Annotated in this window: 27 protein-coding genes; 12 read left to right on the top strand and 15 right to left on the bottom strand. The window is 71.6% G+C overall.

The features are described from left to right. On the bottom strand, positions 1 to 1,407 hold the full coding sequence (gene cysS, locus WFK95_RS02695; protein ID WP_336669807.1) for a cysteine--tRNA ligase: 1,407 nt from the start codon (positions 1,405 to 1,407) through the stop codon (positions 1 to 3). Positions 1,408 to 1,502: 95 nt separating this feature from the next. Between cysS and WFK95_RS02690 the strand changes: the two genes are divergently transcribed. After that, positions 1,503 to 2,762: a hypothetical protein gene (locus tag WFK95_RS02690; RefSeq protein WP_336669806.1), complete on the top strand. Its 1,260-nt coding sequence runs from the start codon at positions 1,503 to 1,505 to the stop codon at positions 2,760 to 2,762. Between the two features lie 45 nt (positions 2,763 to 2,807). Then, positions 2,808 to 3,731 (top strand): EamA family transporter RarD, encoded by a 924-nt coding sequence (gene rarD, locus WFK95_RS02685; protein WP_336669805.1) that lies wholly within the window; start codon positions 2,808 to 2,810, stop codon positions 3,729 to 3,731. A 445-nt stretch (positions 3,732 to 4,176) separates the two neighbouring features. Here the strand turns inward: rarD and ispF are convergent, their stop codons facing one another. From ispF to WFK95_RS02670, 3 genes are read right to left on the bottom strand one after another with little or no spacing between them, the layout of a single operon-like run. Next, entirely contained in the window at positions 4,177 to 4,650 is a 474-nt protein-coding gene (gene ispF / locus WFK95_RS02680; RefSeq protein WP_336669804.1) for a 2-C-methyl-D-erythritol 2,4-cyclodiphosphate synthase, read from the bottom strand. Next, positions 4,647 to 5,309, bottom strand: a complete 663-nt coding sequence (gene ispD, locus WFK95_RS02675; RefSeq protein ID WP_336670136.1) for a 2-C-methyl-D-erythritol 4-phosphate cytidylyltransferase — start codon at positions 5,307 to 5,309, stop codon at positions 4,647 to 4,649. The genes ispF and ispD overlap by 4 nt, the downstream gene beginning before the upstream one ends. After that, a complete protein-coding gene (locus WFK95_RS02670; protein ID WP_068523712.1) occupies positions 5,306 to 5,794 on the bottom strand; it encodes a CarD family transcriptional regulator in 489 nt (162 codons plus the stop codon). The genes ispD and WFK95_RS02670 overlap by 4 nt, the downstream gene beginning before the upstream one ends. 282 nt (positions 5,795 to 6,076) lie before the next feature. On the opposite strand from WFK95_RS02670, the gene WFK95_RS02665 reads away from it, so the two are divergent. Genes WFK95_RS02665 through disA form a run of 3 tightly spaced genes read left to right on the top strand, consistent with a single transcriptional unit; the run spans position 6,077 to position 9,172 of the window. Then, complete coding sequence (locus WFK95_RS02665; RefSeq protein ID WP_224645989.1) at positions 6,077 to 6,670, top strand: hypothetical protein; 594 nt, start codon at positions 6,077 to 6,079, stop codon at positions 6,668 to 6,670. Between the two features lie 15 nt (positions 6,671 to 6,685). Further along, entirely contained in the window at positions 6,686 to 8,089 is a 1,404-nt protein-coding gene (radA, locus tag WFK95_RS02660; RefSeq protein WP_336669803.1) for a DNA repair protein RadA, read from the top strand. 9 nt (positions 8,090 to 8,098) lie between these two features. Continuing rightward, positions 8,099 to 9,172 carry a DNA integrity scanning diadenylate cyclase DisA gene (gene disA, locus WFK95_RS02655; protein WP_336669802.1) on the top strand — a complete coding sequence of 358 codons (1,074 nt, stop codon included), beginning with the start codon at positions 8,099 to 8,101 and terminating at the stop codon, positions 9,170 to 9,172. 21 nt (positions 9,173 to 9,193) lie between these two features. On the opposite strand, the gene WFK95_RS02650 is transcribed toward disA, so the two are convergent. After that, positions 9,194 to 10,003, bottom strand: a complete 810-nt coding sequence (locus WFK95_RS02650) for a BsuPI-related putative proteinase inhibitor (protein WP_336669801.1) — start codon at positions 10,001 to 10,003, stop codon at positions 9,194 to 9,196. Positions 10,004 to 10,072: 69 nt separating this feature from the next. Next, on the bottom strand, positions 10,073 to 10,726 hold the full coding sequence (locus WFK95_RS02645) for a carbonic anhydrase (RefSeq protein ID WP_224645985.1): 654 nt from the start codon (positions 10,724 to 10,726) through the stop codon (positions 10,073 to 10,075). A gap of 9 nt (positions 10,727 to 10,735) precedes the next feature. On the opposite strand from WFK95_RS02645, the gene WFK95_RS02640 reads away from it, so the two are divergent. Genes WFK95_RS02640 through WFK95_RS02630 form a run of 3 tightly spaced genes read left to right on the top strand, consistent with a single transcriptional unit; the run spans position 10,736 to position 13,483 of the window. Continuing rightward, the gene (locus WFK95_RS02640) at positions 10,736 to 11,656 is read left to right on the top strand and encodes an A/G-specific adenine glycosylase (RefSeq protein ID WP_443081515.1); all 921 of its coding nucleotides are present in this window, start codon (positions 10,736 to 10,738) and stop codon (positions 11,654 to 11,656) included. A gap of 47 nt (positions 11,657 to 11,703) precedes the next feature. Next, the gene (locus WFK95_RS02635) at positions 11,704 to 12,633 is read left to right on the top strand and encodes an oxygenase MpaB family protein (RefSeq protein WP_224645983.1); all 930 of its coding nucleotides are present in this window, start codon (positions 11,704 to 11,706) and stop codon (positions 12,631 to 12,633) included. Between the two features lie 10 nt (positions 12,634 to 12,643). Continuing rightward, the gene (locus tag WFK95_RS02630; protein ID WP_224645982.1) at positions 12,644 to 13,483 is read left to right on the top strand and encodes an SDR family NAD(P)-dependent oxidoreductase; all 840 of its coding nucleotides are present in this window, start codon (positions 12,644 to 12,646) and stop codon (positions 13,481 to 13,483) included. Between the two features lie 42 nt (positions 13,484 to 13,525). Here the strand turns inward: WFK95_RS02630 and WFK95_RS02625 are convergent, their stop codons facing one another. Then, positions 13,526 to 13,885, bottom strand: a complete 360-nt coding sequence (locus WFK95_RS02625) for a hypothetical protein (RefSeq protein WP_224645981.1) — start codon at positions 13,883 to 13,885, stop codon at positions 13,526 to 13,528. Between the two features lie 164 nt (positions 13,886 to 14,049). Between WFK95_RS02625 and WFK95_RS02620 the strand changes: the two genes are divergently transcribed. After that, a complete protein-coding gene (locus WFK95_RS02620) occupies positions 14,050 to 14,757 on the top strand; it encodes a DsbA family oxidoreductase (RefSeq protein WP_224645980.1) in 708 nt (235 codons plus the stop codon). A 21-nt stretch (positions 14,758 to 14,778) separates the two neighbouring features. On the opposite strand, the gene WFK95_RS02615 is transcribed toward WFK95_RS02620, so the two are convergent. The 4 genes from WFK95_RS02615 to WFK95_RS02600 all read right to left on the bottom strand — a co-directional run bounded on the left by WFK95_RS02615 (position 14,779) and on the right by WFK95_RS02600 (position 17,853). Beyond that, positions 14,779 to 15,348, bottom strand: a complete 570-nt coding sequence (locus WFK95_RS02615; RefSeq protein WP_336669799.1) for a TetR/AcrR family transcriptional regulator — start codon at positions 15,346 to 15,348, stop codon at positions 14,779 to 14,781. Then, positions 15,332 to 16,267, bottom strand: coding sequence for an SDR family oxidoreductase (locus WFK95_RS02610; RefSeq protein ID WP_336669798.1), 936 nt, complete (start codon positions 16,265 to 16,267; stop codon positions 15,332 to 15,334). Before WFK95_RS02610 ends, WFK95_RS02615 begins: the two co-directional genes overlap by 17 nt. 74 nt (positions 16,268 to 16,341) lie before the next feature. Then, positions 16,342 to 17,133, bottom strand: a complete 792-nt coding sequence (locus tag WFK95_RS02605) for an Fpg/Nei family DNA glycosylase (RefSeq protein ID WP_336669797.1) — start codon at positions 17,131 to 17,133, stop codon at positions 16,342 to 16,344. Positions 17,134 to 17,136: 3 nt separating this feature from the next. Then, positions 17,137 to 17,853, bottom strand: a complete 717-nt coding sequence (locus tag WFK95_RS02600; RefSeq protein WP_443081522.1) for an alpha/beta fold hydrolase — start codon at positions 17,851 to 17,853, stop codon at positions 17,137 to 17,139. A 95-nt stretch (positions 17,854 to 17,948) separates the two neighbouring features. Here WFK95_RS02600 and WFK95_RS02595 point away from each other — a divergent pair, with 95 nt between their 5' ends. Beyond that, entirely contained in the window at positions 17,949 to 18,284 is a 336-nt protein-coding gene (locus WFK95_RS02595; protein WP_224645976.1) for an antibiotic biosynthesis monooxygenase family protein, read from the top strand. 62 nt (positions 18,285 to 18,346) lie between these two features. Further along, on the top strand, positions 18,347 to 18,652 hold the full coding sequence (locus WFK95_RS02590) for a hypothetical protein (protein WP_336669795.1): 306 nt from the start codon (positions 18,347 to 18,349) through the stop codon (positions 18,650 to 18,652). Between the two features lie 93 nt (positions 18,653 to 18,745). Here the strand turns inward: WFK95_RS02590 and hsaB are convergent, their stop codons facing one another. The 3 genes from hsaB to WFK95_RS02575 form a co-directional block, all read right to left on the bottom strand. Continuing rightward, positions 18,746 to 19,297 carry a 3-hydroxy-9,10-secoandrosta-1,3,5(10)-triene-9,17-dione monooxygenase reductase subunit gene (gene hsaB / locus WFK95_RS02585; RefSeq protein WP_336669794.1) on the bottom strand — a complete coding sequence of 184 codons (552 nt, stop codon included), beginning with the start codon at positions 19,295 to 19,297 and terminating at the stop codon, positions 18,746 to 18,748. 127 nt (positions 19,298 to 19,424) lie between these two features. Then, positions 19,425 to 20,228: a phytanoyl-CoA dioxygenase gene (locus tag WFK95_RS02580; protein ID WP_336669793.1), complete on the bottom strand. Its 804-nt coding sequence runs from the start codon at positions 20,226 to 20,228 to the stop codon at positions 19,425 to 19,427. An 85-nt stretch (positions 20,229 to 20,313) separates the two neighbouring features. Next, positions 20,314 to 20,856 (bottom strand): hypothetical protein, encoded by a 543-nt coding sequence (locus tag WFK95_RS02575; protein WP_336669792.1) that lies wholly within the window; start codon positions 20,854 to 20,856, stop codon positions 20,314 to 20,316. A gap of 114 nt (positions 20,857 to 20,970) precedes the next feature. Here WFK95_RS02575 and WFK95_RS02570 point away from each other — a divergent pair, with 114 nt between their 5' ends. Next, entirely contained in the window at positions 20,971 to 21,720 is a 750-nt protein-coding gene (locus tag WFK95_RS02570) for a potassium channel family protein (RefSeq protein WP_224645971.1), read from the top strand. A gap of 38 nt (positions 21,721 to 21,758) precedes the next feature. Here the strand turns inward: WFK95_RS02570 and WFK95_RS02565 are convergent, their stop codons facing one another. After that, the gene (locus tag WFK95_RS02565; RefSeq protein WP_224645970.1) at positions 21,759 to 24,341 is read right to left on the bottom strand and encodes an ATP-dependent Clp protease ATP-binding subunit; all 2,583 of its coding nucleotides are present in this window, start codon (positions 24,339 to 24,341) and stop codon (positions 21,759 to 21,761) included. Between the last annotated feature and the right edge of the window lie 40 nt (positions 24,342 to 24,381).

The following is a 24,381-nucleotide window of genomic DNA, read 5'->3' as shown; positions in this document are numbered from 1 at the left end:
CTACTTGTTCGTCTTCAGGGTCCAGGCGGAGCCGTCGGCACCGTCGGTCACCTCGATACCCGCGGCGTGCAGCCGGTCGCGCGACGCGTCGGCCTCCGCCCAGTTCTTCTCCGCCCGGGCGGCAGCGCGCCGCTCGAGCTCGGCCTGCACCAGCACGCCGAGGGCGTCCATGGCGTGGCCGTCGCCGGCGTTCTCCGTGACCCAGTGCGGGTCCAGCGGATCGACGCCGAGGATCGCCGTCATGGCCCGCACCGCGCCCGCGAGCCGCCGCGCCTCGTCGAGGCTCCCCGACTCGAGCGCCGCGTTCCCGGCCCGCACGGTGCCGTGGACCTCCGCCAGTGCCGACGGTACGCCCAGATCGTCGTCGAGCGCGGCGGCGAAACCGTCGGTCCACTCGCCGACTGCCACCTCCCCCGCCCGTTCGACGGTGCGCCGCACGAACGCCTCGATCCGGCCGTAGGCCGTGACCGCCTCGTCCAGCGCGCCCGCCGAGTACTCCTGCATCGACCGGTAGTGCGCCGAGCCGAGGTAGTAGCGCAGCTCGACGGCGCGGTACTGCGTGAGCAGGTTGGGGATCGAGACGACGTTGCCGAGCGACTTGCTCATCTTCTCGCCCGACATGGTGACCCAGCCGTTGTGCAGCCAGTAGTTCGCGAACGGATCGCCCGCGCCGTGCGCCTGCGCGATCTCGTTCTCGTGGTGCGGGAAGACGAGGTCCATGCCGCCGCAGTGGATGTCGAACTGCGCGCCCAGGTAGCTCGTCGCCATGGCGGAGCACTCGAGGTGCCAGCCCGGCCGGCCGTCGCCCCACGGGGAGGGCCAGCTGGGCTCGCCCGGCTTCGCGGCCTTCCACAGCGTGAAGTCCAGCGGGTCGCGCTTGCCCTCGGCGAGGGTCTCGCCCTGCTGCACGTCGTCGACCTTCTGCCGGCTGAGCTCGCCGTAGGTCGGGAGGCTGCGGACGGAGAAGTACACGTCGTTGCCCGTGCCCGACGGCGCGGCGTAGGCGTGGCCGCGCTCGATCATCCGTTCCATGTACGTGACCATCTGGGTGATGAACCCGGTGGCCCGCGGCTCCGCCGACGGGGGCAGCACGCCCAGGGCGTCGTAGGCGCGGGTGAACTCGCGCTCGTGCGTCGCGGCCCACTCCCACCAGGGCCGACCGGCCTCGGCTGCCTTGCGCAGGATCTTGTCGTCGATGTCGGTCACGTTCCGCACGAAGGCCACGTCGAGGCCCTTCGCGATCAGCCAGCGACGCAGCACGTCGAAGGCCACGCCGCTGCGGATGTGGCCGATGTGGGGAACGCCCTGGACCGTCGCGCCGCAGAGGTAGATGCCCGCCTTACCGTCCACGAGGGGCACGAAGTCACGGACCTCGCGGGTCAGGGAGTCGTAAAGGCGCAGCGTCACGGGTGTTGATTCTACGTGGACGCCGTACGGCGGTCCCGCACCCGGCGCTCGCCTGGCTACTAGCATGCGCAAGTACCGACCGAAGGAGTGCGCCGATGGAAGGCGACGTCGTCTTCTCCCCTGGGGAACAAGCAGACCTGCGCGCGCACGGAATCGTGCTGTTCGAGGGACGCGTCATCTTCGACGCCCGGCCGCCGATGACGGATCGCGAGCTCGAAGTCGTGCAGTCCGTGTGCGCCGGTCCCCTTCCGGACGGATTGCGGGCGCTCTGGCGTACGACAGCCGGTGGCCGACTCGACTACGACCTCCCACTCACGATGGCGGGCAACGCCGAGTCCTTCGCGTGGAGTGAACTGTTCTACAACGGCAGCGACGGCTACTACGACTTGCAGGGCTGGATCGATCACGAGCTGGAAATCACCTACGAAGTGACGGAGGCACAACAGTCCGGCACCCTCCTCGACTTCCTTCCCTTCGGGGGCAGCAATTACTACGCGCGCGTGTACGCCATCGTCGCTCCCGACCATCCTGCGCGCGGAGGAGTCATCGCCTGGCAGGAGGCCCTACCGCCCGCGTGGCGCCACCGCTTGCACGAGGACGCGGTGGCTACCGTGGCGAGCACCGTCGAGGCGGCATTCGCAGCCCTGCACCTAGCCGAGGATCCTCTTGCACCTGTCGATGAATTCTTCACTGGCCAGGCGCTGCTCGAGTACGTGGATGAGCGCCACGTCGAGCACGGGCTGGCCGCTGACCTGGCGCACAGGGTAATCGCCTTCTACCGCCGCGCGCTCCTCGACTGGCGCACGCCTCTGGCTGAAGGCACGCTGCCCCAGCGACCTGTTCTCGCCCGCACGGCACTGCGGCACGCCGTAGCCACGGACGACACCGACCTGGTGACATCCCTGGTCGACGCCGGCGTCTCCCTCGCCGGTCCCCTGCACGGCAGCGCACTCGCGATCGATGTCGCGCTCGGCTCGGGCGCCTTCTCCGCGGCGAAGGCGTTGGCACTCGCGGGAGCCCCGGTCGCGGCCGATGCGCTGGTCAACGTGGACCAAGCGATCGATCCCGAGTCGGTGCGCACATTGTTGGATCGCGGCGCAGGCGCCGACGTGCGCACGATGGCTCGACTCGTGGCCTGCGGCGCCCTCGAGAGCGCTCGGTTGATCGGCCGAGCCTGCGGAATCGACGAGGACCACCATGTGCGTCGCGCTTTCGACGAGGCCCGAGCCGCCTTGCTGGACGAGCTCGAGACCGCTCTGTCGCGGGCAACAGACCCGACCAGCGGCTACGCGCACTACCTCGGGGTGGAGGGACTCTCGCTGCGGGTGAACGAGCTGCGGCGATGTGAGCTCTGACCTCGACACCGGGACGTCGACCGGGCGGATAGGTAGGATCATTCGGTGGCCGATCGCGACGTCTCCGAGGTGACCCGCGGCACCGCCATGGGCATCGCCGCCTACCTGCTCTGGGGCCTGTTCCCCCTGTACTTCGACGCCCTCAAGCCCACCGGGCCGTGGGAGATCCTGGCCCACCGGATCCTGTGGACGCTGGTGCTGTGCGGCGCCGCGCTGCTGATCCTGCGCGACCTCGGCTGGATCCGGCCGGTGCTGCGCCAGCCGCGGCTGCTGGCCGGGGTGACGATCGCCGCGCTGCTCATCTCCACCAACTGGATCGTCTACATCGTGGCGGTCACGTCGGGCCACACGTCGGATGCGGCGCTCGGCTACTTCCTGAATCCGCTGGTCACGGTGGCGCTCGGCGTGGTCGTGCTGCGCGAGCGGCTGCGGCCGCTGCAGTGGGTCGCGGTCGGCATCGGCGTCCTGGCGTTCGTCTACCTCGCAGTGGTGGCCGGGACCTTCCCCGTGACGGCGCTCGCCCTCGCCTTCTCCTTCGGCCTGTACGGACTGGTGAAGAACAAGGTCGGTGTGCACCTGAACGCGCTGCAGGGCCTGACGCTGGAGACCGCGATCCTCGCGCCGATCGCCGCGGCGGTGCTGGTGGGCATCGCCGTGTGGGGCGGCGGGCTCGACTTCGCGCGCCACGGCGCCGGCCACGCCGCGCTGCTCGCCTTCGCGGGCGTCGCCACCGCGGTGCCGCTGCTGCTCTTCGCCGCGGCCGCGCGCCGGATCCCGCTCGTGACCGTCGGGTTGATCCAGTTCGCGACGCCGATCATGCAGCTGCTGTGCGCGGTGCTGTTCCTGGGCGAGCACGTCTCCCCCGAGCGCTGGATCGGCTTCGGCATCGTCTGGATCGCGCTGCTCCTGCTCACGGTCGACACCGTGGTGACGCTGCGTCGCGCGCGGGCCGGCCGGCTCGCGGCGTAGCTCGACGGCTGCACCCCCTGCGGTTCGTGTGTAGCTCTGCGCAGCCATGCGCGTGACGCATACCCCCGCAGCGCGGTCAGATCGACGCGGGCGGGACCGTGATGGCGTTCAGCGGGGGACCGAACGCCGCGCGGGGGTCAGCCGGTCCCCCACCGCAAGCGCGGCTTCTGGTGGGGGTTCGAACGTGGGATCCGCAGATCGGCGCCGCGCGGGGGACGACAGCCGACGGGGCCACACACCGGGACCACCACGCGGCACGAGTGACACAGCGGGTCGCACCACGGGGTATCGCGCCCGCCAGACGGAGGGGCATGCGTGCCGCGCACGGCAGGCCGCAGCAAAATGCGGCCGACCTGCATATATTCAGGCCATGCGCGCGACGCATGGCCTCTGCGATCGACACACATCCCGCCCCGGTGGGCGCCCGTGACGTGCCGTCCCGAGCTCAGCCCGCGGCGTAGACCAGGGCCGTCGCCATGGCGGCGACGCCCTCGCCGCGGCCGGTGAGGCCGAGGCCGTCGGTGGTGGTGGCGGAGACGGAGACCGGGGCGCCGAGCAGCCCGCTCAGCACCTGCTGCGCCTCGTCCCGCCGCGGCCCGACCTTGGGCCGGTTCCCGATCAGCTGCACCGCGGCGTTCCCCACGACGAAGCCGGCACCGGAGAGCAGCCCGCGCACGTGCGTGAGCATCTGAGCGCCCGTGATCCCGACGTTGTCGGAGCGCCCCACGCCGAAGACGGTGCCCAGGTCGCCGAGGCCGCCGGCGGAGAGCAGGGCGTCGCACAGGGCGTGCACCGCGACGTCACCGTCGGAGTGGCCGGAGCAGCCGTCACCGTCGAAGAGGAGACCGAGCATCCAGCACTCTCGGCCCGGCTCGAACGGATGGACGTCGGTGCCGATGCCGACGCGGGGAATGATCATCTCTGCTCCTGCACAAGGACTTCCGCGACCCGCAGGTCGAAGGCGGTGGTGATCTTCATGGCGAGGGGATCGCCCGGAACGGTGACGACGGTGCCGCCCGCGCGCTCGACGAGGCCCGCGTCGTCGGTGGCGAGCGCGCCGGGCGCGGCGTCGTAGGCCGCGCGCAGCGCCGCGGCGGTGAAGCCCTGGGGCGTCTGCACGGCGCGCAGGTCGGCCCGGTCGACGGTGGCCTCGACGGCACCGTCGGGCCCGACCCGCTTGATGGTGTCGGCGACGGGCAACACGGGGATCACGGCGGAGGCTCCGGCGCGCAGCGCGGCGACCACCCGCTCGATCATCGGGCCGGGCGTCAGCGGCCGGGCCGCGTCGTGCACCAGGACCAGGTCGGCCGATCCCGCGGCGGCGAGGCCCGCGCGGACGGAGTCGGTGCGCTCCGCCCCGCCCACGACGACGCGTGCCCGCGGCACCAGCTCCCGGGCCCGCTCGATCATGTCCGGCGGCACCATCACGACCACCTCGTCGACGGCCCCGGACGCCAAAAGACCGTCCACTGCCCTTTCGAGCAGTGAACGGTCTTTCAGAGTCACGAAGGCCTTGGGGATGTTCAGCCCCAGGCGTGTCCCCTGCCCAGCGGCGGGGACCAGCGCGACGACGGTCAGGAGGCCGCCGCCAGCGCCTCGTCCAGACGGGACTCGGCGTTGCCGTCGTCCGTCGCCTCGGCGAGCGCGAGCTCACCCACGAGGATCTGGCGGGCCTTCGTCAGCATGCGCTTCTCGCCGGCCGACAGGCCACGATCCTGCTCCCGACGCCACAGGTCGCGAACGACCTCGGCCACCTTGTTCACATCGCCCGACGCGAGCTTCTCGAGGTTCGCCTTGTACCGGCGCGACCAGTTCGTCGGCTCCTCGGTGTGCGGCGCGCGCAGCACCTGGAAGACCTTGTCCAGGCCCTCCTGGCCGACCACGTCACGAACGCCGACGACCTCGGCGTTCTCAGCGGGAACCTTGACCGTCAGATCACCCTGTGCGACCTTGAGCACGAGGTACTCGCGCTCACGTCCACCGATGGTCTTGATCTCGATAGCTTCGATCAGTGCGGCACCGTGATGGGGGTAGACAACGGTGTCTCCGACCTTGAAAATCATCTGATCCTTGCCCCTTTCGATATGACCAGGATAACACGGGGCGAATTCGGGCTGCGAGGCAACGTCGCAGGTCAGGACTCGTCCTGGGCTTGACAAACGAAGCCGTGGATGTTCTCCGCAGGTTCCGGCAACCGGCGGAGTGCACGACGGCGCGTAGTACTCGCGCCCTACTTGCCGCCCGGCGGCACGGGCCGACCCGCCTTCTACTACGCTGCGTGGTGACATACTCAGCACCGTCCGCACGCGGGTGTCGCCGCGCACGGGGAGGAAACTGGAGGAACCGTGTCCGCACGCACCGTCTCGACCCGCCGCACCGCCACCACCGTCGCGGGCGCCCTGCTCGCCGCCGGCGCCCTGCTCTCGGTGTCCGCCTGCGGCGCGGGCCAGATCTCGCAGACCGCGAACCAGGTGGCCGCGATCAACGGCGCCAACCAGACCTTCGTGGATCAGAAGATCACCCTCAGCGACGTGCACGTCCTGTACCCGGTGTCGGGCAGCCAGGGCAAGCTCGCCTTCGTGCTGACCAACCTGAACGCGCACCAGGGCGACAAGCTCAAGGGCATCTCGGACGAGAAGGGTCGCTTCGCCACCATCGGCGGCGACACCACCCTCGCGCCCAACGGCTCGCTGTACGGCACCGCCCCCGCGGGCAGTGACACGAAGGCCGCCGGCATCACCCGCCTCACGGTCTCCGTGCCCGTCGACGCGAACTGGCGTCCGGGCCTGACCAACAAGCTCTGGTTCCACCTCGAGAAGGCCGGCTCGCTGCCGATCGACGTCCCGATCGACGCCGGCGCCGCCCCCGCCTCCGCCGCTGGCATCACCCCCACCGAGGGTGGCGAGCACGGTGCGGGCGAGGGCACCGGCGGCCACTAGGCCCCTCGGTACTTCATGGCACGAGCCAAGGTGCAGTACACCTGCACCGAGTGCGGCCACACCGTGGCCAAGTGGGTCGGCCGCTGTCCGTCGTGCGGCGCCTGGTCCACGATGGAGGAGGGCGCGCCCGCCCGCGCCGCGGGCTCCGGCCCGGCGGCCAACGTCGGGCTGACGCTCCCGAAGACCCCCGCGGTCCCGATCACGAAGATCGACCCGAACTCGACGCGCGCGCTGCCCGTCGGCATCGGCGAGCTCGACCGGGTGCTCGGCGGCGGCATCGTCCCCGGCTCCGTGATCCTGCTCGCGGGCGAGCCCGGCGTCGGCAAGTCGACGCTGCTGCTCGAGGTCGTGCACCGCTGGGCCACCACGGGCCGCGGTAAGTCCCTGTACGTCACGGGCGAGGAGTCCGCGGGCCAGGTGCGGCTGCGCGCCGAGCGCACCGGCGCCCTCTCGGATCAGCTGTACCTCGCCGCGGAGTCCGACCTCGGGACGGTGCTCGGCCACGTCGAGCAGATCGCGCCGACCCTCATGGTGGTCGACTCGGTGCAGACCCTCTCGGCGTCCGGCGTCGACGGGGTGCACGGCGGCGTCACCCAGGTCCGCGCGATCACGACGACGCTCACGTCGCTGGCGAAGGCCTCCGGCATCGCGGTGATCCTCGTCGGCCACGTCACCAAGGACGGCGCCGTCGCCGGCCCCCGCTCGCTGGAGCACCTCGTGGACGTGGTGCTCAGCTTCGAGGGCGACAAGCACTCCACGCTGCGCATGGTGCGCGGCATCAAGAACCGCTTCGGCGCCTCCGACGAGGTGGGCTGCTTCGAGCAGCGCGAGTCCGGCATCGTCGAGGTCACGGACCCGTCGGGCCTGTTCCTGCACCACCGCGACCAGGCCGCGGCCGGAACCGCGGTCACCGTCGGCCTCGACGGCAAGCGGCCCATGCTGGGCGAGCTCCAGGCGCTCGTGACGCCCACTCCCCTGCCCTCGCCGCGGCGGGCCGTCTCCGGCCTGGACTCGGCCCGGGTGGCGATGATCCTGGCCGTGCTGACCAAGCACGGCCGCATCGAGAACCTGCCGCAGAAGGACGTCTACGCGGCGACGGTCGGCGGCATGAAGATCACCGAGCCGGCGGCCGACCTCGCGCTGGCGCTGGCCGTCGCGTCCGGCGCGGTCGAGAAGGCGCTGCGCCCGAACACCGTCGTGCTGGGCGAGGTGGGCCTGGCCGGCGAGGTGCGACGGGTGACCGGCCTGGAGCGGCGCCTCGCGGAGGCCGCCCGCCTCGGCTTCACCCACGCCATCGTGCCGCCCTCGCCCGACGGGCAGAAGCTCAAGGTCGACGGCATCCACATCGGCGAGGCGGCGACGCTGGCCGACGCCCTCCGTCTGGGCTCCCTGGCGCCGAGCGGCAAGAAGGAGCGCTAACCTACCGCTATGGACCTCGAAGCCGCGTTCGGCGGGAACGCGTCGCTCCGCGACACCGTGATCCGGGTGGCCCCGGGCACCGGGCTGCGCGACGGGATCGAGCGGATCCTCCGCGGCCGCACGGGCGCGCTCATCGTGCTGGGCTACGACGACGCGGTCGAGGGCATCTGCGACGGCGGCTTCCACCTGGACGTCGAGTTCGCGCCCACCCGCCTGCGGGAGCTGGCGAAGATGGACGGCGCGGTGGTGCTCTCCACCGACGGCAGCCGGATCGTGCGGGCGAACGTGCAGCTCGTGCCGGATCCCGCGATCCCCACGCAGGAGTCGGGCACGCGGCACCGCTCGGCCGAGCGTGCCGCGATCCAGACCGGTTACCCGGTGATCTCGGTGAGCGCGTCGATGTCGATCGTGCACGCCTACGTCGGCGGGGTGCGGCACCTCGTCGACGACGCGGCGCCCATCCTCTCCCGCGCCAACCTCGCGATCGCCACGCTCGAGCGGTACGCCCACCGCCTCGACGAGGTGCTCACGCAGCTCTCCCGCGCGGAGATCGAGGACGTGGTGACCGTCCACGAGGTCGCGCTCGTCGTGCAGCGACTGGAGCTGGTGCGACGCCTGGCCGTCGAGATCGAGCAGCACGTGCTGGAGCTCGGCACCTCGGGCCGGCAGATCGCGCTGCAGCTGGAAGACCTTTTGGGCGAGTCGATCTCGCTCCGCGAGCCCGTACTGCGCGACTACCTCGGCGACGGCGACTCCGTGGACGCCGCCGTCGCCCGCATCGACACGCTCAGCGATGCGGACCTGCTCGCCGCCACCACCATCGCTGCGGCCCTGGGCTTCTCGGGCACCGTCGAGGCGCAGGACGAGCCGGTCTCACCGCGCGGACATCGCCTGCTCGGCTCGATCCCGCGGCTGCGCCCCTCGCAGGTCGAAGCACTGGTCGCCACGTTCGGCTCGCTGCAGACGCTGCTCGCCGCCTCCGCCGCCGATCTGCAGGCCGTCCCCGGTATCGGGTCCGACGGTGCGCGGCAGGCCCGCGAGGGCCTCTCCCGCCTCGCCGAGGCCTCGGTCGAGCGCTTCTGAGCCGCTGCGGGTTCCGCGCGGCTAGTTGCCGGTGCCGGTTCCCGCGTCGGCGCCGGCCTCCGGCGTGGGCGCCGCCCGGACGATGTTGAAGGTGACCGGCGCGCTGCGCTTGGCGCCGAGCTGCGCGACCACCTGGTAGGCGCCGGGCGCGACGGGGACGCGCTGCGCCTGGCAGCCGGGCGCCGAGGTGGTGCCGGCCCACTGCAGCTTGTAGCGCAGCTGCTGGCCGGGCTGCAGCACCTCGTTCTTGATCCCGGGCTGGAAGGTGCAGTCGAAGTTGGTCCACAGCTGCTTGCTGCCGTCGAGGGTGAGCACGATCAGCTGCTGCTGGCCGGAACCGATGTCGCGCGAGCAGGCCACCGGGCCGGCGTTCGTCACGGTCGCCTCGAAGGTCGGCTGCTCGCCGAGCGCGTACGTCGGCTTGTCGGCGCCGACCACCACGGAGATGTTGGCGTCGGGGCAGGGGCCGCCGGCGACGACCGCGCCGGGCGTCGGGACGCCGCCGCCCGAGGAGCTGGCGGAGGCCGAAGCGGAACCCGAAGCCGGTGCGCCGGACTGGGGCGCGCCCGAGCCGCCGGCCCCGCCCGTGCCGCCGCCGTTGTTGTTCCCGGCGGAGGGGTCGGCACCGTCGGGCGCCTGCGACGGGGGCAGGTCGGACGTGGTGACCGGCGTCGACGAGGTCGCCGCCGCGTTCTGCGACGAGTCCTTGCCGCCACCGACGAAGACGATCAGGAGCACCACGACGAGCACCGCGAACAGCGCCAAGACGGCGGCCAGCACGCGGCGGCGCCAGTAGATCTCGGGCGGCAGGGGTCCGTTGGGCTCAAGCACGCCTCAACCGTAACGTTTCCCCGACCTCACGCCGCTGACCTGCGGCGGCGTGTCACGAATCGGTACGGATCACTCCGGCCGGACGGCCTGGAAGGGCGACGTGGCCGCCTCGCCGATGTCGCCGACGGAGCCGCGCAGGTGCACCTTGCCCTCGGCGAGCTCGTAGGTGAGGCCGACGATCGCGACCCGGCCCTCCTCGACGCCCTTGGCGATGATCCGCGAACGCTCGATCAGCAGCCAGCTGGTCTCCATGACGTGCTGCGCGGTGATGTCGTTGACGTCCGACAGGCCCTCGCGGCGGCCGGCGAGCACCGACGGGGTCAGCCGTTCGACGATGTCGCGGATGTAGCCGGGCGGCATGGTGCCGGTGTCGATCGAGTTCACGGTGGCCGCGACGGCGCCGCAGCTGTCGTGCCCGAGGATCGCGATGAGCGGCACCTTGAGCACCTCGATGGCGTACTCGATCGAGCCGAGGACGGCGGCGTCGATGATGTGGCCGGCGGTGCGGACCACGAACATGTCGCCGAGGCCCTGGTCGAAGATCACCTCGGCGGCGACGCGGGAGTCGCCGCAGCCGAACAGCACCGCGGTGGGCTGCTGTCCGCTCGCCAGTTCCGCCACGCGGCTGGCGCCCTGGTTCGGGTGCGCCGGCGCGCCTTCGACGAAGCGCTGGTTGCCTTCACGGAGGGCGCGCCAGGCGCCGGGAGGAGTCGAGGTGGGCATGGGTCCATAATGCACTTCGTGACGTCGACGCGAGACACCGGAGCGGATTCTGTCCCGGATTTCACACCGGTGCTGGGCTGGTTCGACGCCGCGGAGCGCGACCTCCCGTGGCGGGCGCCGGACGTCGGCGCGTGGGCGATCCTGGTCAGCGAGGTGATGCTGCAGCAGACGCCCGTCGTGCGGGTCGAGCCCGTCTGGCGCGCCTGGATGGAGCGCTGGCCCACGGCGGCCGATCTCGCCGCCGCCACCGGCGCCGACGCCGTGCGCGCCTGGGGCAAGCTCGGCTACCCGCGCCGGGCGATGCGGCTGCACGCGTGCGCGCAGGCCCTCGTCGAGCGGTTCGACGGCGCCGTCCCCGCCGACGTCGACGAGCTGCTGTCGCTGCCCGGCGTGGGCGACTACACCGCCCGCGCGGTGGCGTGCTTCGCCTTCGGCCAGGACGTGCCGGTCGTCGACATCAACGTGCGGCGGGTCCTCGCCCGCGCCGCGGACGGCGACTCGGACGCGGCGGCACCGTCGGCCAAGCGCGACCTGGCGGCGGCGACGGCGGCCCTGGAGACCGTGCCCGCGGACCGCCGGACGCGGCTCTCGGCCGGGCTCATGGAGCTGGGTGCGCTGGTCTGCACCGCGCGGTCGCCGCGCTGCGGCGAGTGCCCGATCCACGCCGACTGCGCCTGGCTCGCGGCCGGGGCGCCGGCGGGCACCGTCGCGCCGCGGAAGGTGCAGAAGTACGAGGGCACCGACCGACAGGCGCGCGGGAGGCTCCTCGACGTGCTCCGCGGGGCCGACGGTGCCGTCCCCCGCGCCGCGCTCGACCTGGCGTGGGAGCGCGATCCGGCGCAGCGCGACCGCGCGCTGGACTCGCTGCTGGTGGACGGGCTGATCGAGCAGACGGGGGACGGACGCTTCGCGCTCGCCGGCGAGGGGTGACGGATGTTTTTATTCACAGCTGTAGGAATTGGTGATAGATTCGAGCCATGAAGCTCTCAGACGGCCCGCTGCGCGTCACCGACCAGGGATTCTTCGGTCCGGACTCGCCCACGTGGAAGGTGTGGGCCTCGCCCACCGCACTCATCGGTTTCCAGCGCTCGGTGGTGCTGGAACACTTCGACCCGAACCTCACCGCCGCGGTCGCGGACTCGGCGGGGATCTACACCGACCCGTTCGGCCGGCTCGACCGGACGCTCGCCTACTTCCTCCTCGTCGCCACCGCGGATTCCAAGACCGCGATCGAGGCCTCCGAGCACCTCATGGACGTGCACCGCAAGGCCACCGGCATCGAGCCGATCACCGGCAAGCGGTACAGCGCCAACAACCCGGCCTCGCAGCTGTGGATCCACGTGACCGGCTGGCACTCGGTGCTCAAGTGCTACGAGATGTACGGTCCCGGGCCGCTCACCGCCGACGAGGAGGCGCGGTACTGGCGCGACTGCGTCGTCGCCGCGGAGCTGCAGACCTGCGACCCGGCCGACGTGCCCACCTCGCGCGACGAGGTGCGGGAGTACTTCGCGCGCGTCCGGCCGACGCTCGCGCTCACCGAGCGCGCCCGCACCGGCATGCACTACCTGCTGCGCCCGCGGGATCGCGGCGCGCGCCTGCGGATGGGCGGCGCGCTCATCGCTCCCGCCACGATCGCGACCCTGCCGGCCTGGATGCGCGAGATGGGCGGCTTCGATCAGCCCGGCGTCGTCGACGTCGCCTATCCGCTCGCCGTGCGCCTCGCGGTCCGCGCCGCCTCGGCCCAGCACGCCGCGGGCACCGTCCGGCTGGGCGGGCTGGTGGCGCCCATGACGGGCGGGATCCTGCGCCGCCACTTCGCCCAGAGCGACGAGCCCGCGGGCATCGTCACGCCCGCGCAGGCGCGGGAGCGGTACGGCCGTGGGGCACGCGCCGCGACCGCCTCGTAGGCTGGCCGCCATGACCACCTATGTAGTGACCGGCGCGAACGGCGGCCTCGGCGAGGTCGTGACGCGCAGTCTCGCCGCCACCGGCGGCCGCGTCGTGATGGCGTGCCGCGACGTCGCGGGCGCCCAGCGCATCGCCGACGGCATCGACGGCGACGTGACCGTCGAGCAGCTCGACCTCGCGGACCTGGACTCGGTGCGCGCCTTCGCCGACCGCACCGCCGAGGTCGACGTGCTCGTCAACAACGCCGGCCTGATGAACATCCCGCTGCGCCGCACGAAGCAGGGCTTCGAGATGCAGTTCGGCGTGAACCACCTCGGGCACTTCGCCCTCACCGGCCTGCTGCTCGACCGGCTGACGGACCGCGTGGTCGCGGTCTCGTCGGTGGCGCACCGGCAGAACTACCGCTGGCGCATGGACGACCCGAACTACGAGAACCGGAAGTACCTGCGCACCGAGGCGTACGGGCAGAGCAAGCTCGCGAACATGATGTTCGCGCGCGAGCTGCAGCGCCGGTTCGAGGCCGCGGGTTCCGAGAAGAAGGCGTACTACGTGCACCCCGGCGTCTCGCCGACCGGGCTGTTCGCCCGCACGGACACCCCGCTGGATCTCGTGATGAAGCCCGCCGTCGCGATGCTGGCGAACCCGCCGGCGAAGGCCGCGCAGTCGCTGATCCTGGCCGCGACCGATCCTGACCTCGACCCGCACCCGTGGTGGGGGCCGACGCAGCTCTTCCAGTCCCGCGGCCCGGTGGGCAAGTGCTCCAGCACCGCGGTCTCGAAGGATCAGGCCAAGTGGGCCGAGTTGTGGGCCGTCTCCGAGAAGCTCACGGGCGTCACCTACGCCGTGTGAGGACGCGGGCGGTCACATGGCATGGACATGCGACCGCCCGCGTCACCGGACGTCGATGAACTGCGGCCCTCCGCCGCAGGACGGTCGGCCGTTCGGGCTCCCGCCCTGGATGGATCCACCGATGCGGACCGAACACGAGGCGGTCGCGTGCCACACGCCGGGAGCGAAGATGCCCGCCGACGTGAGACTCCAGGACTGCGCGTAGAAACTCCCGTCGGAGTACGGCTTCCCTAGGCAGTACCGCGCGCCGCCGTACCCGGGAGCCTGTCCACCCTGGCACCAGTTCACCGCGCCGTTCGGGAAGTACGGATTCCGCGCCGCGTTGGCGGGCTGCGCCGCACCGGCGAGGACCGCGGCCGCGAGCAGAGCCACCGCGGTACCGCGAGATACGAGACGTTGCATGTCTTCTCCCATCCGATCAAGTCGAATCCCATGATCGCGGCCGGGCGACGACCCGACAACGCCCACGGGTGAGATTCCCCTGATCAGACGACACGGGGAGTACCTCCACCCGTTCGTGACGCGGAGCACGGAATCACCGCGGGCCGCCGACGGTTGAAGCTTTCATGCGCGTGGACGTCTGGACCGATATCAACTGCCCCTTCTGCTACATCGGGAAGGCCCGTTTCGAGGAGGCGCTCGCGGATTTCCCGCAGCGCGACCAGGTCGAGGTGATCCACCGCTCCTACGAGCTGGACCCCACCGCCGGCGATTCGGAGCCCGTCATCCCGCGGATCGCCGCCAAGTACGGCATCAGCGAGGCGCAGGCCGCCGCGAACGAGCGCGGGCTCGGCGCGCAGGCGCAGCAGCTCGGCCTGCCCTACCAGGTCGACGGCCGCGACAGCGGCAACAGCTTCGACATGCACCGCCTGCTCCATTGGGCCCTCGAGCTCGGCCGGCAGGAGGCGCTGCTCGACGCGCTCTACGCGGCGAACTTCGCCGAGCCGACGCCCGCCTTCGGCAGCCGCGACCGCCTCGTCGCCATCGCCGAGTCCGCCGGGTTCGACGGTGCCGCCGCCCGCGCGGTGCTCGACGACCCGTCCGCCTACGCGGACGCGGTCCGCGCCGACGAGGAGACCGCCAAGCGGATCGGCATCGGCGGCGTCCCGTTCTTCGTCTTCGACGGCAAGTACGCCGTCTCCGGCGCCCAGCCGCCCGAGGTCTTCACCGAGGCGCTGACGAAGGCCCGCGGTGAGGAGCCGCTCACCGTCATCGGCGGCGACGACGCCGAGGCGTGCGGTCCCGACGGCTGCGAGCTGCCGCCGCGCGACTGAGTCCCGGGCCCGCGACCGGGCCTACGGCGCGGTGAGCCGCCGCACGGCTGCCGCGAGCGCATCGTCGTCGAGCATGACCTCCACGGCCTCGCTGCCCCCGGTGAGGATGTCGCCGTGCACGAGAGCGAGCACCTCGAGGAGCAGCGTCGGCGCGGGCGTCGCCGCGGTGACCGCGCCCGCATCCTGTGCGGCCTGGAGGGCGGCGATCTTCTTCGCGTTCGAGTCCGACGTGAACTCCAGCTCCAACAGCTCCCCCGGGCACTCGAGCGTGTGCCAGAGCACGAGCCGCATCAGCTCGGGGTGCGCACGGTTGAAGCCGCGCAGCCGCACGGCGTAGCCGGGCAGGTCCTCGGCGGTGAAGGGCACCGTCTCCAGCAGCTCCGCGACGCGGCCCTCGATGACGGCGTCGAAGAGCTGCCGCTTGTTGCCGAAGTAGGCGTAGATCAGCTGCTTGTTGGCCTCGGCCGCGGCGGCGATCCGGTCGACGCGCGCGCCCGCGAGCCCGTGCTCGGCGAACTCGACGGTCGCGGCATCGAGGAGCCGGGCACGGGTCGCGGCGGCGTCGCGCTGTTGCTTAGGCGCGGGCGGCATCGCGCGGCAGGTCGGTTCCGGTCACCTCGGCAGCGTACTTCCACAGCTTCGCGGCGACGTCGGCGTCCCGCATTCGTGCGTTCTTCTTGGTCACGCCCGGCGCGCCGACGAGGCCGAATCGTCCTTGGGGGCCGTAGTATTCGCCGTTGCGGGCCTGCGGATCGCTCGCGGCGAGCAGCAGCGGCTCGGCGCCCTGCTCGGGCTGTTGCGAGGGCAGGAAGCGGCCGGCGAAGCGGGTGACCACGGACTCGCGCTCACTGCCCGCGCCGAGGCTCGCGCCCGCGGTCTGCAGGTTGGTCTGGGTGTACCCCGGGTGCGCGGCGTCGCTGAGCAGGCCCCAGCCGCGGCGCTCGCTCTCCGCGGCGAGGTGGTTCGCCATGAGCAGGTCGGCGAGCTTCGACTGGCCGTAGGCGCGGGTCGGGGAGTACTTCCGCAGCGACTGCGGATCGTCGAAGTCGATGCGGCCGAAGTTGGCGACGCCGGAGCTCATCGTCGTGACGCGCGGCGCCGCGGACTGGAGCAGCACGGGCAGCAGGAGGTTGGTGAGCGCGAACGGGCCGAGGAAGTTCGAGCCGAACTGCAGCTCGAAGCCGTCGGCGGTCTCGAAGCGCTCGGGCGGGGTCATGACGCCCGCGTTGTTGACGAGGACGTCGACCGCGACACCGTCGGCGACGATGCCGTCGGCGAAGGCCCGCACGGACGCCAGGTCCGCGAGGTCGAGGCGCCGGACCGCGAGGTCGGCACCGGGTACCTCCGCCAGGATCTCCTGCCGCGCGGCCTCCCCCTTCTCCGGCGTGCGGACCGCCATGATCACGGTCGCGCCCGCCGCGGCGAGCCGCTTGGCCGCCTCCTTACCCGTTCCGCTGTTCGACCCGGTGACCACGAAGGTCCTGCCCGACTGATCGCTGACCTGGTACATCTCGTTCTCCTTCGATTCAACTAACTGGTTAGTTGAAAGATTAGAGCCGATTCCGCCAACTGTCAACCAACTAGTTAGTTAGCGGATTGCGGCTGGCAGCGCGGGCACCACCAGATCGCCCGCTCCGCCTCGCCCGAACCGCCGAGGGAGCCCGCGACGATCGCCGTCCCACAGCGCAGGCAGGGGCGCCGCGCGCGGTCGTAGACGAAGGCGTGCATGCCGTTCCGGTCGACGCCCGTCGTCACCCGACGCGTGCGCCCGAGGTTGGCCCGCAGCAGCCGCGCGGCACCGTCGGCCCAGGCCAGCGGGTCGCCGCACTCCCCGACCGGCGTCGCCGGATGCGCGCCGCGCAGGAAGCAGAGCTCGTTGCGGTAGACGTTGCCCACCCCGGCGAGCACGGTCTGGTCCAGCAGCGCGAGCCCGACGGGGCGCTCCGGCTCGGCCGCGAGGTTCGCCGCGGCGCGGTCGGCGTCCCAGTCGGGGCCGAGCGGGTCGGGCCCGAGCCGGGCGAGGGCACCGTCGGCCTCGGCGGGCGTGAGGATCTCGAGCGTTCCGAGGGAGAACCCGACCACCTGCGCCCCGTCGACGGCGAGCACCGCGCGGGCGGTGTGCGCGGGCCGGCGCCAGCGCTCGCCGGGACGGGACACGTGCCACTCGCCCTCCATCTTCAGGTGGCTGTGGATCACGGCGTTCCCGGCGACGATCAGCAGGTGCTTGCCGCGCGCGGTCACGGCGCTCACCTCGCGCCCGGTCAGGTCGACTGTGGCGTACCGCGGCACCCGAATGTCGCAGGCGGTGAGCACCTTCCCCTCCAACACCGGCCGCAGCCGCGCGGCCAGGTTGTGGACGGTGTCGCCCTCGGGCACCGGTCAGTCCAGCCCGGAGAGGAACGCCTCGACGGCGCCGCGGTACACGCCGGGCGCGTCGTCGTGGACGAGGTGGCCGGCACCGTCGACCTTGAGGTAGCGCAGGTCGGGGCCGGTGTAGGAGCGGACCATGCGCTCGCCCACCCCGGGCGGCACGACGGTGAACTCGGCCTCGACGAGCAGGGTGGGCGCCTGCACGGCCCGCCACTGCGGCCAGTGGTCGCGCGGACCCCAGTGGTCGGCGATGGCGCGGAAGACGTCGAGTTCGCCGTGGAGCGCACCGTCGTCGAAGGCCTCGTAGAAGTAGCGCCCGGCGACCGGCCCGAACAGCGCCTCGCACTCGGCCTGCGAGGCGAAGCGGTCGGGCCAGCTGGCGAACCAGGGCGCCCAGGTGTCGGTGGACTGACCGGTGAACTCGGGCGACATGTCCTCGACGACGAGCGCGCGCACGAGCTCGGGGTACTCGGCGGCGGTGCACCAGGCGTGGAGGCCGCCCATGGAGTGCCCGATCAGCGTCGCCGGGCCCTGGTCCAGGCAGGTGAGGATCTCGGCGACATCGGCGACGAAGCGGTCGGTGCTGATGTCGTCCGGCGGCACGGGAAAGCCTGGGCCGCGGTGGAATTCGGCGTCGAAGGTGAAGACGCGGCCGTAGCGGCGCAGCCACGGGATCTGCCGGCGCCAGGTGCGGCCGCGGCCCATGAGGCCGTGCAGCAGCACGATCGGTCCGGCTCCTTCGCGGCCACCCCAATCTCTCAGGCCCACACACTCATCCACGCGGCCCAACCTACCGGGTCGGGCGACGGTATCGTCGGGTCATGTCGGTAGTGAAGATCAACGCCATCCACATCCCCGAGGGCGCGGGCCCCGAGCTCGAGAAGCGGTTCGCCCAGCGCGCGCACGCGGTCGAGAACTCGCCCGGCTTCCTGGGCTTCCAGCTGCTGCGCCCGGTGAAGGGCGACGACCGCTATTTCGTGGTCACGCAGTGGGAGTCCGAGGAGGCTTTCGCCGCCTGGCGCGACGGCCCGGCCCGCGAGGCCCACGCCGGCGAGCGCAACCCCGGCGGCGGCGAGGGCCGCAAGCCCGTCGCCTCGGGCGCCGACCTGCTCGAGTTCGAGGTCGTCCTCGACGTGCAGGGCAAGGCCGGGCAGTAGCCGCACGGGATTCGCACGAGATCGCGTCGCGGCGCCGGAACCTTCCGGCGCCGCCGCGGTTCGTGTGCGAGGACCTGGCCGCGCCGGTTCCGCGCACCGTCCGGCACTGGCTGCGCCTGACGGACGACGAGGTAGCCCCGGCGGTGCTGTCCACCGACGGCGAGACGCGGGTCGAGTGGTCCTCGCTGTGGCCCGACCGCCCGGACCTGCGCGTGGTCTTCACCGTCGAGCCCGGCGGCGGCGGCTCCGACGTGCAGTGGGTCCTGTACGCCGAGGACCCCGTCCCGGGGCCGGAGTACATCCGTCACGTCGCCCGACGTATCAGCACCCTCGTCTTCGTCGACCTCCGGTACGCCTACGGCCAGTAGGGGTGGTCGTAGGTCGCTCCGCGGAGCCATGCGCGTGACGCATCGCCTCTCACGGCAACACGCGCCCCCACACCGGCAGCCGGCGCCCGAGCGTCAGAGCCAGGCGCCGGAGTCCCAGGTGAGGAACGACTCCAGGCTGGCCGCGGGGTGCTGCTGCGGGTGGTTCGTGGAGAGGTACGCGCCGCGGTAGAACAGGAGCGGCTTCGCGTCGTCGACGTCGCCGAGGTGATGCACCCGGCCGATCGCGATGTGGTGGTCTCCCCCGTCGAGCACGTTCTCGAGCGTGCAGTCCATCCACGTCAGCGAGCCGTCGATCGTCGGGTTGCCGAGCGGCGAGGGCGTCCACTGCAGGCCCTCGAACTTGTCGTCCACCGACCGGCCGAACGCGGCGCTCACGGACTCCTGCTCCTGCCCCAGCACGGAGACCGCGAACTTCCCCGACGCCTCGATGTGCTTCCACGTCCGCGAGGTCTTCATCGGGCAGAACAGCACCAGCGGCGGGTCCAGCGACAACGCGGCGAACGACTGGCACGCGAAGCCGACCGGCTTCTCCTCGGCGTTGGACGTCGCGATGATCGTGACGCCGGTGCAGAACTGCCCCATCACATGTCGGAACGTGCGCTGATCGAATCCGGCCTCGGTCATGCTGCCAACCTACTCCCGCCGTTTCCGACGGTGCGCGCCACACCACCGCCCGGCACGCCCCGCGGCCGGGTCCACCGAGCCTGCGCACGGCAGACGCCGAGCGCCACCGATCCACTCGGCGTGATCCTTACCCGCGGCAGCCCAGGACGATCGCCCGCGCGACCGGGGTGAGTTCCTCGTCGGGCCGGTCCAGGTCGGCGGGCGCCCCGAGCAGTGCGGGCTGCGCGAGGAACCGGGCGCCGCGTCCCGGCCCCGGCAGCAGGGCCTGCGCGGCGTGCACGAGGAAGGGGTGGCAGAGGTAGACGTCGCCGGCGTCTCCCGTCGCCCATGCCTCCGGCAGCCCCTCGGTCGCGGCGAACTCAGGGATGAGCGCGCCCATCTCCGCCCCCTCCTCCCCGTAGGGCTGCAGCATCTTCGCCATCGCCCGGTGCGAGCCCACGCGCAGCCGCGTCGGGGCGTCGTCGTCGCCGATGTCGGAGAACAGGTACAGCATGAGCAGCGCGCGACCCTTGCTGCGCACGTTGACCCGCCAGTGCAGGAAGGCCTCCGGCTGTTCGCCCGGAAAGCTGGCGTCCACGTGCCAGCCGTCGTCGCCGGGGCCGTCCTCACCGGGGCCGTCCTCACACGGGAAGCGCACCGGGAAGGTGCCGATCGAGACTCGCGGCGCCCACTTTCCGGCCCCGGCCAGACGGTCCGCCGCCTCCGCCACGAGCGGCGACGCCGCGGCCTCGCGGAAGGGCTCCTCGCCGTGCTCGCCCAGCCTGATCACGGGCCGGTCCCAGGTCGACGGGTCGTCCCGGTCGATGCCCGACGGTGCCATCTCCGCCCACAGGACGTCCCGGGCCGCGGCCGCCGTCGTGGCGCTGAACGCCCCGCGGACCGCGGCGTATCCGTCGCGGACGAAGTCCTCCACCTGTTCGTCGGTCAGCACACTCCGAGTGTGGTTCCCGGCCGATCCGGGCACCAGCGAATTTCGGACGGGCCCCCACGCGCCATCCGGCCGCCGCTCGCGCGCCCTATGGCGCCTCCGACTCCTCCGCCACGGGGCGGACCTCGCATAGGACGACCCCGACGAGCGCCGCCACCATCGCGACGGCGGCCGCCCGGTCGTGGATCACCGGGACGGGGACCGCGCTCGCGGCGATCCCCGCGATCAGCGGGATGGCCGCCCTGCGCAGCGCGCGGCCGGGCGGGTCCGTGCCGAGACACCAGATCAGGGTCGCGAGGGCCATGAGGCACGACATCCCGATCCCCACGGCGGCATCGCGCCACCCCCAGTGCCCGCCCGTACCTGCGTGGTGCGGGCCGATCGTCACCGCCAGCAGGATCACGAGCAGGATCAGGGCGAGGCCCGCCGCGTAGCAGATCGCCAGCGCGGACAGCCGCGACGGTCGGCGGCAGTGCAGGACCGTGGCGGCGACGAACAGGACCACGCCCACGAGGAACAGGGAGCCGCCGAGATCGTCCTCGTCGACGACGATCCCCATGGTGGCGAGCGCGGTCAACGATGCGAGGACCAGCAGCACCCTGGACGCCCACCGCCGCACGACCCAGCGCATCGCCCACCCCCACCCTGAACTCCAGATACCGATGCGATGCTATTGCATACTGCACGGATCGCAACGCGCGCGGTTCCCCAGCGGAGACGGCCCTGCTCGGAGTACCTTTCGCCGGTGACCCGCAGGCAACTCTGGGAGCGCCGGACGAATCCCGTGATGATCGCCCTGGCACTGGCCTTCCTCGCCGTCTACGCGGTGCAGGTGCTCGACGTGGCGCCGAGCCCGCTGATGCGCCACCTCGTGGACTGGACCGACATCGCCATCTGGGCGGCCTTCGTCGCCGACTACGCGATCCGGGTGCGGCTGTCGACGGACCGCTGGCGGTTCGTGCGGACGCACCCGATCGACCTCCTCGCGATCGCGCTGCCGCCGTTCCGCCCGCTCCGGGCACTCCGTGCCGCACCGCTCCTCCTCGGCGGCCTGCACCGATCGCGGCTCACCCGTGCACGCCTCGCGGTCTTCGTCGGCACCACGTCCGTCCTGGTCGTCTTCCTCTGCAGCCTGGCCTTCCTCGACGCCGAGCGCGGCGCCCCGGACACCAAGGTCACCGGCTACGGCGACGCCCTGTGGTGGGCGGCCGTCACCGTCACCACCGTCGGCTACGGCGACGTCTACCCCGTGACCACGGAAGGCCGGTTCGTCGCCCTCCTGCTCATGGTCGTCGGCATCGGCCTCATCAGCTTCGTGATCGGCACCGCGACCAGCTGGGTCGTCGACCAGCTCAAGGCCGTCGACGCGAGCGCCCGCCGCACCGACCGGGAGGTCGACGAACTCACCGCCGAGGTCCGCGCCCTGCGCGAGGAGATCGGCCGGCTCAGGGACGGCACCGTCGAGAACGCGAAGAGCCGCCACCCCGAAGGGTGACGGCTCCTCGATGGAACTCTGTCGGTTGCGCTGGCGCGCTACGCGGTCTCGCCGGGCGTCGTCGCGGACGAGGCGTCGGCCACCAGGGCGGGAACGCCGTCGTCGGACTTCTCCAGGTCGATCGCGGGCTTGGGCTTGCCGGCGAAGGTGAACTTCGCGTCCTCGCCCTTGCCCTCGCCGTCCCAGCCCTCGACGTCGACCTCGACGATCTGGCCGGCGCCGATCTCACCGAACAGGATCTTCTCGGACAGCGCGTCCTCGATCTCCCGCTGGATGGTGCGGCGCAGCGGCCGGGCACCGAGGACCGGGTCGAAGCCGCGCTTGGCGAGCAGGGACTTGGCCTGGTCGCTGACCTCGAGCCCCATGTCCTTGTTCTTCAGCGCGGTGCCCACCCGGTTCAGCATCAGGTCGACCATCTCGATGATCTGATCCCGCGTGAGCTGGTGGAAGACGACGATGTCGTCGATGCGGTTGAGGAACTCGGGCCGGAAGTGCTTCTTGAGCTCGTCGTTGACCTTCTGCTTCATCCGGTCGTAGTTGCCGCCGTCCGAATCGCCCTGGGTGAAGCCGAGGCCCACCGCCTTGGAGATGTCGGACGTGCCCAGGTTCGACGTGAAGATCAGCACGGTGTTCTTGAAGTCGACCGTGCGACCCTGACCGTCGGTCAGGCGGCCGTCCTCGAGCACCTGCAGCAGCGTGTTGTAGATCTCGCTGTGCGCCTTCTCGATCTCGTCGAAGAGCACCACGGAGAAGGGCTTGCGGCGCACCTTCTCGGTGAGCTGGCCGCCCTCCTCGTAGCCCACGTACCCGGGAGGGGCACCGAACAGGCGCGAGGCGGTGAAGCGGTCGTGGAACTCGCCCATGTCGATCTGGATGAGCGCGTCGTCCTCGCCGAACAGGAAGTTCGCGAGCGCCTTCGAGAGCTCCGTCTTACCCACGCCGGACGGGCCGGCGAAGATGAACGAGCCCGACGGGCGCTTCGGATCCTTCAGGCCCGCGCGGGTACGACGGATCGCCTTCGAGACGGCCTTGACGGCGTCCTCCTGGCCGATGATCCGCTTGTGCAGCTCGTCCTCCATGCGGAGCAGACGGGTGGTCTCCTCCTCGGTGAGCTTGAACACGGGGATGCCGGTCCAGTTGCCCAGGACCTCGGCGATCTGCTCCTCGTCGACCTCGGCGACCACGTCGAGATCACCAGCGCGCCACTGCTTCTCGCGCTCGGCGCGCTCGCCGATGAGCTGCTTCTCCTTGTCGCGCAGCGACGCGGCCTTCTCGAAGTCCTGCTCGTCGATGGCCGATTCCTTCTCGCGACGCGCATCGGCGATCTTGTCGTCGAAGGCGCGCAGGTCCGGCGGCGCGGTCATCCGGCGGATGCGCATGCGCGCGCCCGCCTCGTCGATGAGGTCGATCGCCTTGTCCGGCAGGAAGCGGTCGTTGATGTACCGGTCCGCCAGGGTGGCGGCGGCGACCAGCGCGCTGTCCGTGATGGAGATGCGGTGGTGCGCCTCGTACCGGTCGCGCAGGCCCTTGAGGATCTCGATGGCGTGCTCGACGCTCGGCTCGCCCACCTGGACGGGCTGGAAGCGGCGCTCCAGGGCGGCGTCCTTCTCGATGTACTTGCGGTACTCGTCGAGCGTGGTGGCGCCGATGGTCTGCAGCTCGCCGCGGGCCAGCTTCGGCTTGAGGATCGACGCGGCGTCGATCGCGCCCTCGGCGGCACCCGCGCCGACGAGCGTGTGCAGCTCGTCGATGAACAGGATGATGTCGCCGCGGGTGTCGATCTCCTTGAGGACCTTCCGCAGGCGCTCCTCGAAGTCACCGCGGTAGCGCGAGCCGGCCACCAGGGACCCGAGGTCCAGGGTGTACAGCTGCTTGTCCTTGAGCGTCTCGGGCACGTTGCCGTTGACGATCGCCTGCGCCAGGCCCTCGACGACGGCCGTCTTGCCGACGCCGGGCTCGCCGATCAGCACCGGGTTGTTCTTGGTGCGCCGCGAGAGCACCTGCATGATGCGCTCGATCTCCTTGGACCGGCCGATGACCGGGTCCAGCTTGCCCTGGGCCGCCGCGGCGGTCAGGTTCCTGCCGAACTGATCCAGCACGAGGGAGGTCGACGGGGTGCCCGCCTCACCACCCGAGGTCCGGGCGCCGGCGCCGGCGGGCTCGCCGCCACCGCCCTCCTTGCCCTGGTAGCCCGACAGCAGCTGGATGACCTGCTGGCGGACCCGATTGAGATCGGCGCCCAGCTTCACCAGGACCTGGGCGGCGACGCCCTCGCCCTCGCGGATCAGGCCGAGCAGGATGTGCTCGGTGCCGATGTAGTTGTGGCCGAGCTGCAGCGCCTCGCGCAGCGACAGCTCGAGCACCTTCTTGGCACGCGGCGTGAAGGGGATGTGACCCGACGGGGCCTGCTGGCCCTGCCCGATGATCTCCTCGACCTGGCTGCGCACACCCTCGAGGGAGATGCCCAGCGATTCGAGGGCCTTGGCCGCCACACCCTCACCCTCATGGATCAGACCCAGGAGGATGTGCTCGGTGCCGATGTAGTTGTGATTGAGCATCCTGGCTTCTTCTTGCGCCAGGACGACGACGCGGCGAGCGCGGTCGGTGAACCTCTCGAACATGGCCATTTTCCTCACATCCCGGTTACTTCGGGGAACGGCC

Source organism: Tsukamurella sp. USMM236, from assembly GCF_037148755.1.
In the GTDB taxonomy this organism is placed as follows: Bacteria; Actinomycetota; Actinomycetes; order Mycobacteriales; family Mycobacteriaceae; genus Tsukamurella.
This window is presented reverse-complemented; position numbering and strand designations above follow the sequence as displayed.

Coding starts and splice junctions, on each gene's coding strand:
- WFK95_RS02690 (WP_336669806.1), top strand. CDS start 1,503: ATGGAAGGCGACGTCGTCTTCTCCCCTGGGGAACAAGCAGACCTGCGC.
- ispF (WP_336669804.1), bottom strand. CDS start 4,650: ATGATCATTCCCCGCGTCGGCATCGGCACCGACGTCCATCCGTTCGAG.
- WFK95_RS02670 (WP_068523712.1), bottom strand. CDS start 5,794: ATGATTTTCAAGGTCGGAGACACCGTTGTCTACCCCCATCACGGTGCC.
- radA (WP_336669803.1), top strand. CDS start 6,686: ATGGCACGAGCCAAGGTGCAGTACACCTGCACCGAGTGCGGCCACACC.
- disA (WP_336669802.1), top strand. CDS start 8,099: ATGGACCTCGAAGCCGCGTTCGGCGGGAACGCGTCGCTCCGCGACACC.
- WFK95_RS02645 (WP_224645985.1), bottom strand. CDS start 10,726: ATGCCCACCTCGACTCCTCCCGGCGCCTGGCGCGCCCTCCGTGAAGGC.
- WFK95_RS02640 (WP_443081515.1), top strand. CDS start 10,736: ATGCACTTCGTGACGTCGACGCGAGACACCGGAGCGGATTCTGTCCCG.
- WFK95_RS02635 (WP_224645983.1), top strand. CDS start 11,704: ATGAAGCTCTCAGACGGCCCGCTGCGCGTCACCGACCAGGGATTCTTC.
- WFK95_RS02630 (WP_224645982.1), top strand. CDS start 12,644: ATGACCACCTATGTAGTGACCGGCGCGAACGGCGGCCTCGGCGAGGTC.
- WFK95_RS02625 (WP_224645981.1), bottom strand. CDS start 13,885: ATGCAACGTCTCGTATCTCGCGGTACCGCGGTGGCTCTGCTCGCGGCC.
- WFK95_RS02620 (WP_224645980.1), top strand. CDS start 14,050: ATGCGCGTGGACGTCTGGACCGATATCAACTGCCCCTTCTGCTACATC.
- WFK95_RS02615 (WP_336669799.1), bottom strand. CDS start 15,348: ATGCCGCCCGCGCCTAAGCAACAGCGCGACGCCGCCGCGACCCGTGCC.
- WFK95_RS02610 (WP_336669798.1), bottom strand. CDS start 16,267: ATGTACCAGGTCAGCGATCAGTCGGGCAGGACCTTCGTGGTCACCGGG.
- WFK95_RS02595 (WP_224645976.1), top strand. CDS start 17,949: ATGTCGGTAGTGAAGATCAACGCCATCCACATCCCCGAGGGCGCGGGC.
- hsaB (WP_336669794.1), bottom strand. CDS start 19,297: ATGACCGAGGCCGGATTCGATCAGCGCACGTTCCGACATGTGATGGGG.
- WFK95_RS02575 (WP_336669792.1), bottom strand. CDS start 20,856: ATGCGCTGGGTCGTGCGGCGGTGGGCGTCCAGGGTGCTGCTGGTCCTC.
- WFK95_RS02565 (WP_224645970.1), bottom strand. CDS start 24,341: ATGTTCGAGAGGTTCACCGACCGCGCTCGCCGCGTCGTCGTCCTGGCG.